This is a genomic window from Brevundimonas sp. GW821-FHT09G01 (genome assembly GCF_059416065.1).
Window position 1 is genome coordinate 178956 of sequence record NZ_JBWKOL010000006.1, and the last position, 15408, is coordinate 194363.

The following is a 15408-nucleotide window of genomic DNA, read 5'->3' on the forward strand; positions in this document are numbered from 1 at the left end:
ATAGGGTGGGGCATGATCCAGTCGCTGAATCGCCGTTACGCCCTGACCCTGATGGGCGGCTCCGCCCTGGCCGGCCTGAGCGGCCTGCCCGCGAACGCGCAATCCGGATGGCGGTCCGAGGACTGGGCCGCCCTGGGCGCCGATGTGAAGGCCGAGTTCAAATGGGCCTGGGACCACTATGTCGACAAGGCGTGGGGCCGGGACGAGATCAATCCGGTTTCCGGCACGGCGCGGTCCTTCTTCATCGAGGGCCATGACCTGGGCCTGTCGCTGGTCGAGGCGCTGGACACCCTGTGGATCATGGAACTGGACGAGGAGTTCCAGGCCGGCGTCGACTGGGTGAAGGCGAGCCTGAACTTCGACATCGATGACTATTCGCAGGTGTTCGAGACCAACATCCGTCTGGTCGGGGGGCTGGTGTCGGCCTACCTGGCGTGCGGCGATCCGGTGCTGCTGGACAAGGCCAAGGACCTGGCCGACCGGCTGATGAAGGCCTTCGACGCCTCGCCGCACGGCCTGCCGTACCGCTATGTGAACCTGAAGACCGGGGCGGTGCGCGACCCGGAGACCAACCTGGCCGAGATCGGAACCTATGCGACCGAGTTCGGGGTTCTCAGCCAGCTGACCGGCGACAGCCGCTACTATGCGGCGGCCAAGCGGGCGATGAAGCACGCGCTGGACATGCGTTCCGACAAGGGGCTGATGGCCGCCAACATCCACGCCGAGACGGGGCTGTTCATCAGCCGCAACGCCTCGATCGACGTCTATGCGGACAGTTTCTACGAATACCTGTGGGACAGCTGGGAGCTGTTCGGCGACACAGACATGAAGCGCTGGGCCGAGGAGTGCATGGGGGCCATGGTCGCCCACCAGGGCAAGCGGTTCGATGGCCGCCTGTGGTTCCCGATGGTGGACTATGAGACCGCCGAGACGACCGCGTATTCGCAGACGGTGCTGGGCGCCTATCTGGCCGGGCTGCTGGGGCAGGTGGGTCAGAAGGCGGCGGGGGACGACTTCCTGGCCACCTACACCGAGATGCAGGAGCAGTACGTCATCATCCCGGAATCGACGGATGTCCGCACCCGCACGCCGCGCGGCAAGGGCACCGGCCTGCGGCCCGAGTTCGCCGACGCCTGCCTGAACCTGTGGCTGGGCGACCGGGACGACCGTTACCGCGCGCTGACGGCCATCCACTACCGCAACATGAAGGCCACCTCGAAGGCGGCCTATGGCTACACCTCGCTGAAGGACATCACGACGCGGCCGATGGAGCAGGGCGACAACTGCCCCGGCTACTGGTGGTCCGAGCAGATGAAATACTACTTCATCCTGTTCGCCGAGCCGAAGCGGGTGGACCTGAACCGGCTGCAGCTGAGCACCGAGGCGAACGTGCTGCGCGGGTTTGTGAAGGCCTAGGCCTGCGCCTCGTCGTTCGCCGCCTCGTCCGCATGCGGCAGCGGCAGGGTGACCCGGAACAGGCTGCCCTTGCCGGGCTCGCTCTCGACCTGAAGGCGGCCGCCCATGACGGTGGTCAGGCCGTGGCTGATGGCCAGGCCGAGGCCGGCGCCGTCGGTGGAGCGGGTGGAGGACTCGTCGGCCTGGCTGAAGGCGGTGAACAGGTCGGCGACGACCTCGGGCGCCATGCCGGGGCCGGTGTCTTCGATCTCAAAGATCAGGGCGTTGTGGGTTTCGCGGGCGCGAACGGTGACGGTTCCGTCGGTGGTGAAGCGGACCGCGTTGTCGATGAGCGGTTCGACCAGGCGGGCGATCTGGCCCTCGTCGCCGAGCCGGGACGTCGGAGCCTTGGCCTCGATCCTGAACTTCAGCCCCTTGGCGGTCGCGCCGCCGCGATAGTCCGTGGCCATCTGGCGCAGCAGCTGGTCGGGACTGAAGGGGCGGGGGTGCAGGGCCACCGCCTCGTTCTGCAGCCGCATGGCGACCAGCAGGTTCTCGATCAGCCGCAGCTGGGCCTTGCCCGCCTCCTTGAGCACGGCCATGCGGTCGCGCTGCTGCGGGGTCAGCAGGTCGTCCTCGATCACCTGCGCCATGCCCAGAACGCCGTTCAGCGGCGTGCGCAGCTCGTGGCTGATGTTGGACAGGAAGCGGGACTTGGCGGCGCTGCCCGCCTCGGCCTTCTCCAGAGCCTGAGCGAGGGCCTGTTCGCTCTCGCTGAGGCGACGCACGTCGTCGGCGACGCGGCGGAACAGCAGGGCGGCGGCCAGCAGGGTGGCGACCAGCAGGATCAGCATCAGGGGGCCGGCCTCGCGCAGGATGCGGGCGCCCGGCGCCTCGTGCGTCCAGACGATCCAGCCCAGGGTCCGGCCCTCGATGTCGCGGATCGCCACGGCGGTCTGGTGGCCGCGCAGGGCCGGGGCGCCGGCGCCGGGGCGATAGGCGGCCTGCTTGAGGCCGAGTTCGGTTCCCAGCGGCTCCACCACCGTCTCGAAGGGCTTGAAGGAGACGATGATGGGATCCGCGGCGGGGACCGGGCCCCCGTCGGTATGGCGCACGACGGTCGAGGCCGCGGCGAGCCAGGTCCGGCCCTCGACGCCGATCACGCCGCTGCGCAGGCGGACGGCCTTCATGTCCACGGCGGACCGGTCCCGGACGGCCGCGCGGTTACGGACGTCAGTGACGAGGGGCGCGGCGGCGTGGGCGAAGGGCTGGGCCGGGTCGGCGCCCGCCGCCTTGCCCGCGAGGCTGACGCGGATCAGGCGGCCCTTGTCGTCATAGGCCACGGTCGCGGCGTGGCCGCTCTGGACCGCGAAGAAGGCGCCGAGGTGATGGTCGATCCAGTCCGCGTCATGGGCGACCAGACGCAGGACCGCCTCGTCCCAGATGGTGCCGGCGGTCAGGTCGGCGGTGACGCCCTTCAGCGCGCCGGCGACCCTCAGCTCGACCAGATGCTGTTCCTTCTCGCGCTGGTGGGCGTCGATGGCCGAACCGACCACGGCCAGCACCGCCAGCATCCCCAGACTGGCCAGGGCCACAAGGAGGATCGCGACCCGAAAGGTCGTCCACGTCCGGCTACGCAACAGGCACACTCCACACCTGGCCGCCTGTACGCGCGACCATCGACGGCGGCGTTATGAACGGCGAGGGTGAACGCGGGGTTAGCCCTGTGTGACGGATCAGCGTCCGGGGGCGCTCATCGAATACGGCCGCTCCGACGCCGTCGTCCCCCATGTCAGGTTCGGCTCGGTCCCCATGACGAAGTGGAGCTCGCCTCCGGCCTGGATCTCGTCGTGGCCGATCCAGGTGCGGTCCAGCGGGCGGCCGTTCAGGCTGACCGACTGGACGTAGAGGTTCTCGTCCGAGAGGCCCTCGGTCGAGATGACGAAGCGGCGACCGTTGGGCAGGTTGAGGGCGGCGCGCGACACGAAGGGGCGGCCGATGACGTACTGGCCCGAGGCCGGGGTGACCGGATAGAAGCCCAGCGCCGTGAACATCAGCCAGGCCGACATCTGGCCCACGTCGTCATTGCCCGCCAGGCCGTCGGGCCGCGAGTGGTACTGGCTGTCGATGATCTGCTTGAGCCGCGCCTGCGTCCGCCAGGGAGCGCCGGCGAAGACATAGGCGTAGGCCGAGTGGTGGCTGGGCTCGTTGCCGTGGATGTACTGGCCGATCAGGCCGGCGATGTCCTCTGCGTGGGAGTAGTCCAGCCCGGTGTTGTCGTGGTCGAACATGGCGTCCAGCCGGGTGATCGCCGCCTGATCGCCGCCCAGGGCGGTGACCAGTCCGGCCATGTCCTGCGGCACGAACCACGAATACTGCCAGGCGTTGCCCTCGGTGTAGTCCGAGCCGTAGTTGATGGCGGTCGGGTCGAAGGGCGTGCGGAAGCTGCCGTCGGCCAGACGGGCGCGGACGAAGCCCGTCTCGGCGTCGAAGGTGTTGCGCCAGAAGCCGGCGCGGCGGTCGAACGTCCGCTGGACATCCGTGCGGCCGAGGCGCTCGGCCATGCGGGCGATGGTCCAGTCGTCATAGGCGTATTCGACCGTCTTGGACGCCGCCTCGGGCTCGCGGTCGATGGGCACCCAGCCCAGGTCCATGTAGTCGCCCAGCCCGCCGTAGGGCCGGTAGCTGGCGCTGGCCACCATGGCGTTCAGCGCCGCCTCTCCGTCGACGCCCTCGACGCCCTTCAGGTAGGCGTCGGCGATGACCGGGACGGCGTGGTAGCCGATCATGGTCCAGGTCTCCTGGCCCGCGAACGACCAGACCGGCAGGATGCCGTAGGGGCTGACCTTCTGCGCCGCGATCAGGGAGTTGATCATGGCCGCGTTGCGGGTGTCGGGCTGGACCAGGGTCAGCAGCGGGTGCTGGGCGCGGAAGGTGTCCCACAGGCTGAAGGTCGAGTGGACGGTGAATTCGGACTGGTGGACGGCGTTGTCCGGCCCCCGCCAGCGGCCGTCGGCGTCGCCGTGCACCGACGGCGCGATCAGCGAGTGGTAGAGGGCGGTGTAGAGGCTGGCGCGCATCTCGGGCGCGGCCTCGATGTCGACGGCGCCCAGCGCCTCTTCCCAGGCGGTGCGGGTGCGGGCGCGAACGCCGTTGAAGTCGAAGTCGCCGCCCTCGCTGTCGAGGTTGCGGATGGCGCCGTCTTCATCGACCGAGGAGACCGCGACCTTGACCAGCAGCGGTCCGGCGATGGAGCCGAAGTCGAAGGCGGCCTCCAGCGCGCGGCCCTGGACCTGGGCGCGGTCGTCCATGGCGCGGCCCGGCTGGCGGAAGCCGTTGTAGGGGATGTTCTCCTCGCGGTTCTGCAGCTGGTAGCCGACCATGGGGCGCGAGAAGCGCATGGCGAAATAGAGCTGGCGGCCGGGGGCCCAGCCGCGCGTCTCGCGGAAGCCGGTGACCGTGCCGTCCGGACGCACCCGGATGCGCGACCACAGCACCTTGCCCGGGTAGTCGTAGATGGACGGGCGGAAGTCGAGCAGGATGCGGGCCGGCTGGGCGCGCGGGAAGCTGTAGCGGTGCAGGCCGACGCGGACGCCGGCGGTCAGCTCGGCGCGGACGCCGGAATCGGTCAGGCTGACGGCGTAGTAGCCGGGGTCGGCGACTTCGGAGGCCTTGTTGTAGCGCGAGCGGTAGCCCGAGCCGGGCTGGGCCGGATCGCCCGCATCCCAGCGCACCTCGCCCGAGATCGGGGTGAGCAGCACGTCGCCGAGATCCGAGTGGCCGGTGCCCGAGAAATGGGTGTGCGAGAAACCGAGGATGGTCGGGTCGTCGTAGCGGTAGCCCGCGGCCCAGTCGTAGGACTGGCGGAAGGGCCGGAAGTCGGTGTCCGGGCTCAGCTGCACCATGCCGAACGGTGCGACGGCGCCGGGGAAGGTATGGCCCTTGCCCGCCGTTCCGATGAAGGGATCGACCGCCTCATAGGCCGTCGGCGGCGCGGTCGGCGCCTCCTGCGCGGTGGCGCAGCCGGACAGGGCCAGGGTCGCGAACACCGCCGCCAGGATGGTGTGATGACCGATCCATCTCATGCCGAAGCCCTCCGCCCAGTGATCCGCCGAACCTAGGCAGGTTGGCCGGGCGAGGGAAGGCGGATGCGGGCGTGCGCGAGAGGACTGGCGTGATGATCGCGCCGGTTGTTTACTGCCAAATTCTCGCTCGCTGAACGCTGGACACCGAACATGGCCTTCGTCACCGCCTTCGCCGCCGCGCTGGCCCTGGGCCTGCCGCCGCAGGACGCGGTCCAGGATCCTCCGGCCACGACCCTAGACGAGGTCGTCGTCGAGAGCCGGACCCTGCGGGAGACGGTCGACAGCTTCGTCGAAGGCGTCATCGCTGCGCCGATCGGTCGGGCGCCGGCCCGGTGGCACAGGAAGGTCTGCGTCGGGGTCGCCAATCTTCGGCGCGACGCGGCGCAGATCATCGTCGACCGGGTGTCGGCGGTCGCGCTTGAGGCGGGGCTGGAGGTCGGGGAGCCCGGCTGCAAGGCCAATATCCTGGTCGTGGCCAGCGACGACGGCGACGCCATGGCGCGCGCCCTCGTGGAGGCGGCCCCGCTGGCCTTCCGCCCCGGATACGCCGGCGCCTCGCGAAGCGGGTTCCAACTGCAACGCTTTCAGGAGGGGGGCGCGCCGGTGCGCTGGTGGCACGTCAGCATCCCGGTGACGGATGACGGACAGATCGCCGTGCGAATGCCGGGGGACCCCGGGGCGCCGGTCATTCCGCAGGAGAACAGCCGGTTGCGGACCACCCTGCGCAATAATCTGCGCAGCGCCTTCATCGTGGTCGATCTGCCGCGCGCGTCCGGCCTCAACTTCCAGCAATTGGGCGACTACATCGGCATGGTGGCGATGGCCCAGATTGATCCGGAGGCGGAGACGGCAGCCTTCGACACCGTGCTGAACCTGTTCGAACCGGGCCGTCAGGTCGAGGGCCTGACCGGATGGGACGCCTCCTATCTGAAGTCGCTCTATGACGCCGAGCTGAACCGCAAGCTGCTGAACCAGCAGACGGGCGAGGTGGGCCAGCTGATGTTGCGGGACCAGCAGGCCGCGGCCCGGCCGGAGTGACGGCGGCTCAGCCGGTCATATAGGGCGCCCACATGAAGGCGATCGCGCCGAAAACGCCGATCGCCGTATAGGCCGTGGCGGCGACCAGCAGCAGGGCGGCGGCTGTCTTCATGACCGGATTGGCGGTCCGGGAGGCGGCGAAATAGATCTCCAGCAGGGCCAGCGGGATCAGGTAGCTGCCGAAGGTGAGCACGATGTCGGCGGGGCCGGACATGTCCTTGGTCATGCCGACGGGCCCCTTGTTGACCACGACCCAGCCCATCAGCCCGACTCGCAGGAACCAGACCCCGCTGACCACCATGAAGGTGCGCATGGCCCAGCGGCGGTGCGTCTCGAAGCGCCGCTTGACGGCGTGACGCCAGGCCACGGCCCCGAACACCAGGATCAGCAGGCCGTTGATCAGGATGGCGACGGCGGAAATGGTCGACAGATAGGTGCCGCGCACGACCGCCAGCCAGACGCCGCTCAGGGCCATGAAGCCGCCGATCACCAGGAAGCACCGCCCGGTCCAGCGGTGCAGGGCCGGGAGGCGGCTGCGGATCTGCGGGACCAGTTGCATCAGGCCGGCGAGCGTCACGACGGAGGCCAGCAGGACGTGGGCGGCGAAGACGAGATTGCCGGTGTGGTCGCCCTCGACATAGCCGTCGATCAGGGGCTTGTCGTTCCAGCCCGCGAAATTCCCGGTCGCGGTGCGGACGCCGTAGAAGACCAGGATGAAGCCGATGAAGGCGATCTGACCGACGGCGGCGACCAGGAACCAGAGGGCGCCGGACCAGCGCAGCAGTTTCGCGGCCGCGTTCCGGACCGGCGTGGATGAAGGGGTGTTCGACATAGGCTCTCCCGATGACGCCTCGCATGAGGTCGTCGGCAGGCTCGCGGCGTGGGCGGACGGCGTCTCGCCGATTTGGAATTCGGCCAGAACCTGTTTCGTCGGGACCGGCCCCGCTGGACAGAGCCGCTGGACGGGGCCGTCGCTTCAGGTCATCAATCCCGCGAGTTTCGGAAGGGCCGGGATGTCCACGCTGACAGTGCAGAGCGCGCCGGGGGGCAGGTTGCTGTCGTCGTGGCGGTCGCTGGACCGGCTTCACGTCCACGCCGTGATCACGGCCCTGTCCTTCGTGAGCTATGTGCTGGGCCGGCTGTTCGACGGCGGCGCCGGGACGGTCTTTGCCGTCGGCGGCGTGGGGGCCTGCGGATGGGCCTGGCTGCTGACGCGCGCCCTGTTCGATGCCGAGCCGCACGACGCCCGCTGGCCGCGGGTGGTGGCCGTGATCATCCAGCTTTCCGGCGCGGCGGCCATCCTCCTGCCGAACGGGAGCGCCGCCGCCGGGATCGCCGAGAACGGCTATGTGCTGTGCGGGTCCGCCGCCCTGCTGCTGACCTTCGTCGAGCCGTTCAGCCGCCGCCGGCCCGGGCTTCCGACGTCCGAGACGCGGTTCCGGATCGTCTTCCTGGCGGTCTACACCCTGCTGGTCGCCGTCTCGATCCTGGGGCTGCGCAGCGCGGGGGGCGGCCAAGCGGAGGCCGACCGGATCGAGCTGATCAAGGCCGCCTGCGCTTTCGCCGGACTGTGGGCGTGCGGAGCCGCGGTCTGGTTCCGGCTGACCCATCCGCTGGAGCGGGACAGCCACGGGCGAACCGCCCGGCGGGTCGCGACGACCGAGGACCTGCGGCTGGCCGAACGCCTTCAGCGCCTGCTCCGCGAGGAAGAGCTGCACACCGAGCCGGACCTCCGGATCGCCGCCGTCGCGGCGCGGCTGGGGGAGCCGGAATACCGGGTGTCCCAGTGCATCGCCGGCCTGGGCTTTCCCAACTTCAACCGGCTGATCAACCATCACCGGATCCGGCGGGCGAAGGCCCTGCTCGCCGACCCCGCCTATCGGGGATCGATCCTCGAAATCGCCTTCGACTGCGGGTTCGGCTCGCTGGGCCCCTTCAATCGCGCCTTCCGGGACGAGGTCGGGATGACGCCCCGCGCTTTCCGCAAGTCGAACGAAGAGGCCGCGGGCGCGCAGGCCTGAGGGCTGTCAGCAGGCGAACGAAACCCCGCCGGCCGAGGGCCGACGGGGTTCAGCGGCTTCCGGCGAAGAGCAGATCAGTCGTCGCGGCCCGCGCCGCCGCCGGCGTTGGCGCCGACCGAAGCCGAGGCCCCGTTGCGGTTCGCCGAAACCGATCCGCTCACGCCGGCGGCGCCGTCGGCGCGGCGACGAGCGGGGCGGGCCGAACCGTCGGCCGAACCGGACGCCGATCCGTTCACGGAGCCGTCGCGGGCGGACGCGGCGCCGCCCAGCATGCCGGAGCCCTGTCCCTGCGCCGATCCGGCGGCGCCGGACGCCGCGCCCTGGGTCGTGCTTTGGGCCGAGCCATAGGCGCCGGCCGCGGTAGACCCCACGGTTCCGACGGCGCCGGACGCCGTATCACGGGTGCGGTCGGCGGCGGCCGCGGCGCGGGCGCGAGTCCGCTCTGCGGCGGCGTCGGCGCGGGCCCTGGCCCGTTCGGCGCGGCGTTCCGTCCGCGACAGGGTGTCGGTCGCGCGGTCGCGAACCATTCCGCTGTCGAGAGAGCCGCCCAGGCCGCCCGTCAGCGACCCCTGGCCGCCCAGCGAGCCGCCCAGGCCTCCAACCTGGCCGCCCAGACCGCCGGTCAGACCGCCGGAACCGCCCAGGACCTGGGCCTGCGATGCGCCGGCCAGGGCCAGGCCGAACGCGACGGTCGCCATCATCAGGGTCTTCTTCATGATCGTATCTCCTGCAGATCGCGGGCGTGATCGCCCTCGCAGGGTCCAACGACAGGGCCGGCCGGTTTCATCCCGGGCGTTTCAAAAAACTTCTAGCGGCTGAGCTGTCCGCGCGCGCCGACCGCGCCGGGCGCGACCCGCAGATCCGCGCCGACCAGACCATGGCCGTAGACCGGGTCGCGGCCCGGAGCGCCCATGTCGGTCGCCGACCGCGCCAGGGCCTCGACCGCCGAGGACCCTCCGCCCCGGCGCGCCAGCAGTCCCGCCACCAGGGGCGCGGCGAACGACGATCCGCGCACCCTGGTCCAGCCGCCCGCCGGGCCGGCGGCGGCCATGTCGGCGCCGGGCGCGACGAAATCGACCTGCGGACCCCGGCCGGTCTCGGGCAGGATCCGGTTCCGGCCGCTGACCGCCCCGACCCCGACCACGCCGTCATAGGCGGCTGGATAGAGGGCGGCGGCGGCCGGTCCGTCGTTCCCGGCGGCGGCGACGATCGTCACGCCTCGCGCCTGGGCGCGCGCGACCGCGCGTTCGACCAGTGCATTGCGCGGGCCGACGAGGCTGACGTTCACGACCTGCGCGCGCTGCTCGACCATCCAGGCGAGCGCCTGGGCGAGCCCCGTGGAAGACCCGCCCGCCGCCTGACCGCCATAGATGTCCGCCACCAGCAGGTCGGCGCCGGGATCGGCCCCGGAGAATGCGCCGCTGCGCCCCACCATCAGGGACGCCACCGCCGTGCCGTGCGCGCCCAGCCGGGGCGGGCCGGCGAAGCCGCGCTGGCTGATCCGCGATCCGGCGAGGGCCGGATGGGTCGCCTCCACCCCCGTGTCGATCAGGCCCAGCCTGGCCCCGCCCGCCTGCGGACCGGGCGGCGCGGGGGCGTTCGACCCCGGCGCAGCCGTCTCGCTCCCGGCGGGCGAATAGATGTGGTTGAAGCTCACGTCCGCGTCGGGGGCCAGCGCTCGCAGCCGGGCCACGGCGCGGGCCAGCGGCCATCGCGCGGGCGGAGCCAGAACGACGACCGACAGATCCAGCGCCTCCAGACGGTCCTCCCGGATCACGGTGAAACCGGCGCGCACCGCCTCGGCCCGGGCCGCATCGGACAGGTCGACGGCGACGATCTGCGCCGCCACCACCGGCCAGCCCTGGGGATCGGTCTGAAGGGCGCCGTCCGAACGCCGCACCAGGTCGGCCAGCCGCGACGGCGCCTGCAGCGCCCGGTCGATCGCCTGTCGCCCCAGGGCGTCCACGTCCGCGACCCCCGGCAGCCGGTCGCCGAGCGGCGAGGGGAGGCCCGGCAGCTGGGGCGCCTGCAGCGGGCCGAGCTGGGCGGCGGCGGGCGTGCCGACCGCCAGGATCAGCAGCGCCGTCCATCCTGCGAGGATCGTTCTCAGCGACACCGACAACCACTCCGTTCTTGCATCCGACGGTGATCCGCCTTGTGTATGGCATGGATGAAACGTCTGGGTCCGGTCGTTTCATCCCGTATGGACGAGGAATGCATTTGGACGACTTTCAGACGGGGCTGGTTGAGCTTCTTCCGCGCCTGCGCCGATTTGCGCGGGTGTTGCGGCCCCGTGATGCGGACGCGCAGGATCTCGTCCAGCAGACCGTCGAGCGCGCGCTGGCGGCGCGGTCGAAATTCCGGGTCGGGACCCGACTCGACAGCTGGACCTTCACCATCATGAGACGGATCGCCATCGACGAGGGCCGCTCGAACCTGCGGTGGGGCCGCGTGGTCACGCCGGAGGACGACGCCACCGCGCGCGTCCCGGACGCCGCCCTGGCGGACGAAAGCCTGCGCGTCGACGCCCTAGCGGTCCGCGACGCGATCCACGCCCTGCCCGACGACCAGAAACACGCCGTGGCCCTGGTCCTCGTCGAAGGCCTGTCCTACGCCGAGGCGGCCGAGGTCCTGGGCGTGCCCGCCGGCACCCTGACCAGCCGCCTGGTGCGCGGGCGGCAGGCCCTGATCCAGACCCTGTCCGCGCAAGGAGTGACGGGATGACCCGCTATGACGACGAAATCCTGATGCGGCGCATCGACGGGGAGCTGAGCGTTGAGGCGGGCGAGCGGATCGACGCCGAGGCCCTGAACGACCCCGAACTGGCGGCGCGGCTAGCCCGCATGCGCGCCCTGAGGGCGGCGGCGCGAGAGGCCTTCGCCGTCCAGCCGGATCCTCGCGATCAGGCGCTGGCGCGGCTGATCGCGGGCTCTGAGCCTGTGACGGCGCCCTGGACGCGGTTCACCCGCGCCATCGGCGAGGCCTTCGCGCCACGGCGGGCGGCGCTGTGGGGCGGGCTGGCCGCGGCGACCTTCATCGGCGGCCTGATGATCGGCCCGCTGCTGGACGGCCGGAACGACGGCTTCGTGCTCGCGCCCGGCGGAGAAATCGCCGACGCGGGCCTGGTCCGGGTGCTGGATCGCCGGCTGGCGTCGGAAGGCGCCGACGGCGAGGGGCGCGCCGTCGTCCTGACCTTCCGCGACGGGGACGGCCGCTGGTGCCGCACCTTCCGGGCCGGTGACGCCGGCGTGGCGGGCCTGGCCTGCCGCGCGAACGACGCCTGGTCGATCCGCGCGCTGGCGCCCTCGGCGGCCGGGTCCGGCGAGATCAGGACCGCCGGGGCCGACACGCCCGCCGCGGTCCTCGCCGCTGTCGACGCCAGCCTGGCCGGAGACGTCCTGGACGCTGTGGCCGAGGCCGAGGCCCGCGACGCCGGCTGGCGCTGAGCTGCTTTCACTGATTGGTGAAAGTCGGCCATTGAGTGAAAACGCCTTGACATTTTCACTAGAAAATATACTTTCACCGTATGTTGAAAGAGGTCGATCTTGTGAAAATGGAAGAGGACGGCATCGGCGCCGTCAGTCTTCTCCTCCAGCAGATTCCGGATCTCGATATCCGGGACATCGAGCGCGAGCCCCTGTCGCGGGATCGCGGCATCGATTTCGTGGTGCGCTTCGAGAAGGACGCTCAGCCCTATCGTCTGCTCTGCGAGGTCAAGAGCTCCGGCACGCCGAAATCGGCCAACCAGGCGATTCATCAGCTGATCAGCTACCAAAGTCGTCATGGGCGCGGGCAAGATCGGTTCGAGGCGCTGGTCTTCGTCGCCCCCTACGTTTCGCCACAGGTTCGGGAGATGTGCAGGGACTATGACGTCAACTACGTCGATCTGCTCGGCAACTGCCGGCTGGTCCTTCCCGGCCTCTACGTCGATCGCCAGGTGGCGACGACGCCGCAAGCCGAGACCCGGGATCTGAAATCCCTGTTCAAGCCGAAATCCGCGCGGGTGCTGCGCTATCTGTTGAAACGAGATCAGACGGCGCGCCGTCTGAGCGAGATCGCCGAGGCGACCCAGGTCAGCATCGGTCAGGTCCACAAGCTGAAGACCGCCCTGATGGAGCGTGACTGGATCGAAGAGACGCCGGACGGATTCGTGGTTCGCCATCCCGATCTTCTTGTGGACGCCTGGCTTTCCGCCAACGAGCCCCCGCAGGGACGTCGGCAAGGCTTCTACACCGTACTCCATGACGGCGCGCTCGAACGGGCGGTGGAGCTTGCCGTCGAGAGGGCGGGCCCGGCGGCGGCGCTGTGCGGGCGTTCAGCGGCGAACTGGTGGGCGCCCTGGCTGCGGGCCTCGAATGTGGAGCTCTACGCCGACCCTGTCGCCTTGCCGATCCTGGTTGACGCGCTGGACCTCCAGCCCGCCGCCAAGGGGGGCAACGTCTGGATCACCGTGCTTGACGAGAGCGGCCCGCTTCTGGACGCCGAAGAGGTTCGCCTGGGCGTTCGCGCGACCAGTCCGCTTCAGACCTACCTCGACCTTTCCAGGGGCGGGGAGCGAGATCGCGAGGCCGCCGACCATCTGCGCAGGGAGATCCTGCCGTGGTGAACGGCGTCACGGCCGCCAAGCCGGCGCCCCACCTCTATGGCTCGCGCACGACCGAGGCGGTGAAACGGGTCCTGGTGGAACTGGGTCAGGTGCTCGGCGATTATCGCGGCAAGTTCGTGGTCGTCGGCGGCAACGTACCCTGGCTCCAGATCCCCGACCCCGTGACGGCGCACATCGGCTCCATCGACATCGACCTGGCGCTTGACGCCGAAGCGCTGGCCGGCGGCCAGTACAAGGGGCTGATCGATACGCTGTTGGCCGCCGGCTATCAGCAACCGGCCGACGGCGAGGTGTATCAGCTGGCGCGGGACGTCCCCTCACAGGACGGCGGCCCGCCGGTCAGGATTCTGATCGACTTCCTGATGCCCGAACACGCGGTCGTCAAAAAGAACCGGCCGCAGCTGGTTCCGGAGTTCGCGGTCATTCCCGCCAGCGGCGGCGATCTCGCGTTGAAGTTCGCCGACAAGATTCTGCTTGAGGCGGAGATGCCGAGAGGAGGGCTGAATCAAGTCGAGCTCGCCGTGGCGTCCATCCCGGCCCTGCTTGCGATGAAGGGCTACGCCCTGGTCGGGCGGGACAAGGACAAGGACGCCTACGACATCTATTATTGCATCCGGCACTACCCCGGCGGCATCGATGCACTCGCCACCGCTTGCCGGCCGCTGATGTCGAGCGAGACAGCGTTGAAAGGCTTCGCGGGCATCGCGGCGAAGTTTCAGAGCCGGGAGTATACCGGCCCCTACGCTGTCCGACGGTTCGCGGCGGAGGAGGGGATTCTCGACGACCGCGACGAGGACGAGTGGCAGACGGACGCCTTCGGGCAGGTCGCGGCTTTCCTGAAGGCGATCGGGTTGCGCTAGTCCTCGCGTCGGGCGTGGACCGAGACCGTCACCGTGATCGCCTTGGACACCCAGTCGCCGGCGGCGTCCGAGGCCAGGCCCAGGTCGAAGGCCGTGCGGTCCAGCGTCAGGGTCCCTTCGACGACGGCCCGACCGGCCGTTTCCCGGAAGGTGAACGGCAGGATCGTCGGCACGGCCCGGTCCTTGATGCGCAGCGTTCCCTGCGCCTCGTAGCGGTCGCCGCCCAAGGCCCGGAAGACGGTCGCCTCGAACCGCGCCGTGGGGAAGCCGGCCGGGTCGAACCATTCAGCGTCCTGCAGCGATCCTTCCTGCGTCGCGTCGCCCGTACGCGCCGAGCCGGTGCGCACCGTGACCACCGCGCGGGATCCGGCCAGGTCAGCGGGATCGAACCAGATCCGGCCCTCCCAATCCTCGAAGCGTCCGTTGAAGGCCGCTCCGGCATGGGTCCCGCCGAACCGAATGGACGAGTCCGCCCGATCGAGCGTCCAGGTCTGGGCCGTCCCCGGGATGATCGCCGCATCGGGCGCCGCCGCCCTGGCCGCCGCCGTCTCGGCGGGAGCCGTGGCGGTCATCGGCGCCGGCCGGGCGGAGGTCCAGCCGACGACGCCGATCGCCGCCGCCAGCGCCAGGCCGGCGATCATCGGCGCGCCGACGCCGCCGCGCCGCTTGGGCGGCGTGACAGGCGCCGGCGCCTCTTCGACCAACGGGTTCTCCGCCGCGTCGGGTTCGACCGGGATCGCCGCCTCATCCGGCCCGACCGGTTCGGTCCGGGCGGCGCGGTCCCGCCAGCGGGGCAGCATGTCGCGCAGGACGTGATCGCGGTCGACGAAATGATGCTTCAGCGCCGCGCCCGCGTGCAGGGCGACGAGAACGACGGCGCCCCAGGCCATCAGGCTGTGCGCCCCCATGGCCTGGAAGGCCAGCGTCCGGCGTGCGCCCTCCGCCAGCGCCTCGACGCCGGGCAGGTGCGCCACGGGCAGCAGGCCGAACCAGGACGTCGCCACGTTGAGCGCCCGGTCCAGGCCCACGGCCCATCCCGTCGAGACGTAGAGCCAGCCGGTCAGCGGCAGGGCCAGCAGCAGGCCGTAGAAGGCGAACTGGGTCGACCGCGCCAGGAAGGCTTCCCAGCCCTTCATCCCCTCGGGCAGCGGCGGCGTCCGGTGGGTCAGCCGCCAGACGATACGGACCAAGGTCAGCGCCAGGATCGTGAAGCCGATCGACTTGTGCAGCTGGAAGACGCGATAGGCCGTCGCCTGGCTGTCCGGATGGGCGATCGCCTCGCTCATCCACCATCCCATGGGGATCATGGCCAGGATGGCGAGCGCGGTCAGCCAGTGCAGCGCGATGGCGACGGTCGTGTAGCGGGCGGTCATGGCGAAGGGTCCCCAGGCGCGAACGACGGC

At 70.5% G+C, this 15408-nt stretch carries 13 protein-coding genes; 7 read left to right on the forward strand and 6 right to left on the reverse strand.

The genetic code is table 11. The features are described 5' to 3' along the window. Positions 1-12 precede the first annotated feature (12 nt). Positions 13-1416, forward strand: a complete 1404-nt coding sequence (locus AC07NB_RS13005) for a glycoside hydrolase family 47 protein (RefSeq protein ID WP_494571393.1) — start codon at positions 13-15, stop codon at positions 1414-1416. Here AC07NB_RS13005 and AC07NB_RS13010 read toward each other — a convergent pair. Continuing rightward, complete coding sequence (locus AC07NB_RS13010) at positions 1413-3035, reverse strand: sensor histidine kinase (RefSeq protein ID WP_494571392.1); 1623 nt, start codon at positions 3033-3035, stop codon at positions 1413-1415. The genes AC07NB_RS13005 and AC07NB_RS13010 overlap by 4 nt on opposite strands. A gap of 96 nt (positions 3036-3131) precedes the next feature. Then, positions 3132-5480, reverse strand: a complete 2349-nt coding sequence (locus AC07NB_RS13015; protein WP_494571391.1) for a GH92 family glycosyl hydrolase — start codon at positions 5478-5480, stop codon at positions 3132-3134. Positions 5481-5630: 150 nt separating this feature from the next. On the opposite strand from AC07NB_RS13015, the gene AC07NB_RS13020 reads away from it, so the two are divergent. Next, on the forward strand, positions 5631-6518 hold the full coding sequence (locus AC07NB_RS13020; RefSeq protein WP_494571390.1) for a hypothetical protein: 888 nt from the start codon (positions 5631-5633) through the stop codon (positions 6516-6518). A gap of 7 nt (positions 6519-6525) precedes the next feature. On the opposite strand, the gene AC07NB_RS13025 is transcribed toward AC07NB_RS13020, so the two are convergent. Further along, complete coding sequence (locus AC07NB_RS13025) at positions 6526-7350, reverse strand: DUF2306 domain-containing protein (RefSeq protein ID WP_494571389.1); 825 nt, start codon at positions 7348-7350, stop codon at positions 6526-6528. 181 nt (positions 7351-7531) lie between these two features. Here AC07NB_RS13025 and AC07NB_RS13030 point away from each other — a divergent pair, with 181 nt between their 5' ends. Further along, entirely contained in the window at positions 7532-8539 is a 1008-nt protein-coding gene (locus tag AC07NB_RS13030) for a helix-turn-helix domain-containing protein (RefSeq protein ID WP_494571388.1), read from the forward strand. Between the two features lie 74 nt (positions 8540-8613). On the opposite strand, the gene AC07NB_RS13035 is transcribed toward AC07NB_RS13030, so the two are convergent. After that, positions 8614-9255, reverse strand: a complete 642-nt coding sequence (locus AC07NB_RS13035) for a hypothetical protein (RefSeq protein ID WP_494571387.1) — start codon at positions 9253-9255, stop codon at positions 8614-8616. A gap of 92 nt (positions 9256-9347) precedes the next feature. Further along, entirely contained in the window at positions 9348-10655 is a 1308-nt protein-coding gene (locus AC07NB_RS13040; protein WP_494571386.1) for a S8 family serine peptidase, read from the reverse strand. A 98-nt stretch (positions 10656-10753) separates the two neighbouring features. On the opposite strand from AC07NB_RS13040, the gene AC07NB_RS13045 reads away from it, so the two are divergent. From AC07NB_RS13045 to AC07NB_RS13060, 4 genes are all read left to right on the forward strand, one after another. Then, positions 10754-11263, forward strand: coding sequence for an RNA polymerase sigma factor (locus AC07NB_RS13045; protein WP_291840686.1), 510 nt, complete (start codon positions 10754-10756; stop codon positions 11261-11263). Beyond that, positions 11260-11985: a hypothetical protein gene (locus AC07NB_RS13050; protein ID WP_494571384.1), complete on the forward strand. Its 726-nt coding sequence runs from the start codon at positions 11260-11262 to the stop codon at positions 11983-11985. The genes AC07NB_RS13045 and AC07NB_RS13050 overlap by 4 nt, the downstream gene beginning before the upstream one ends. Positions 11986-12065: 80 nt before the next feature. Next, a complete protein-coding gene (locus AC07NB_RS13055) occupies positions 12066-13145 on the forward strand; it encodes a helix-turn-helix domain-containing protein (protein ID WP_494571383.1) in 1080 nt (359 codons plus the stop codon). Further along, positions 13139-14005, forward strand: coding sequence for a nucleotidyl transferase AbiEii/AbiGii toxin family protein (locus AC07NB_RS13060; RefSeq protein ID WP_494571382.1), 867 nt, complete (start codon positions 13139-13141; stop codon positions 14003-14005). The genes AC07NB_RS13055 and AC07NB_RS13060 overlap by 7 nt, the downstream gene beginning before the upstream one ends. Here AC07NB_RS13060 and AC07NB_RS13065 read toward each other — a convergent pair. After that, a complete protein-coding gene (locus AC07NB_RS13065) occupies positions 14002-15378 on the reverse strand; it encodes a cytochrome b/b6 domain-containing protein (protein WP_494571381.1) in 1377 nt (458 codons plus the stop codon). The genes AC07NB_RS13060 and AC07NB_RS13065 overlap by 4 nt on opposite strands. Positions 15379-15408: the final 30 nt, after the last annotated feature.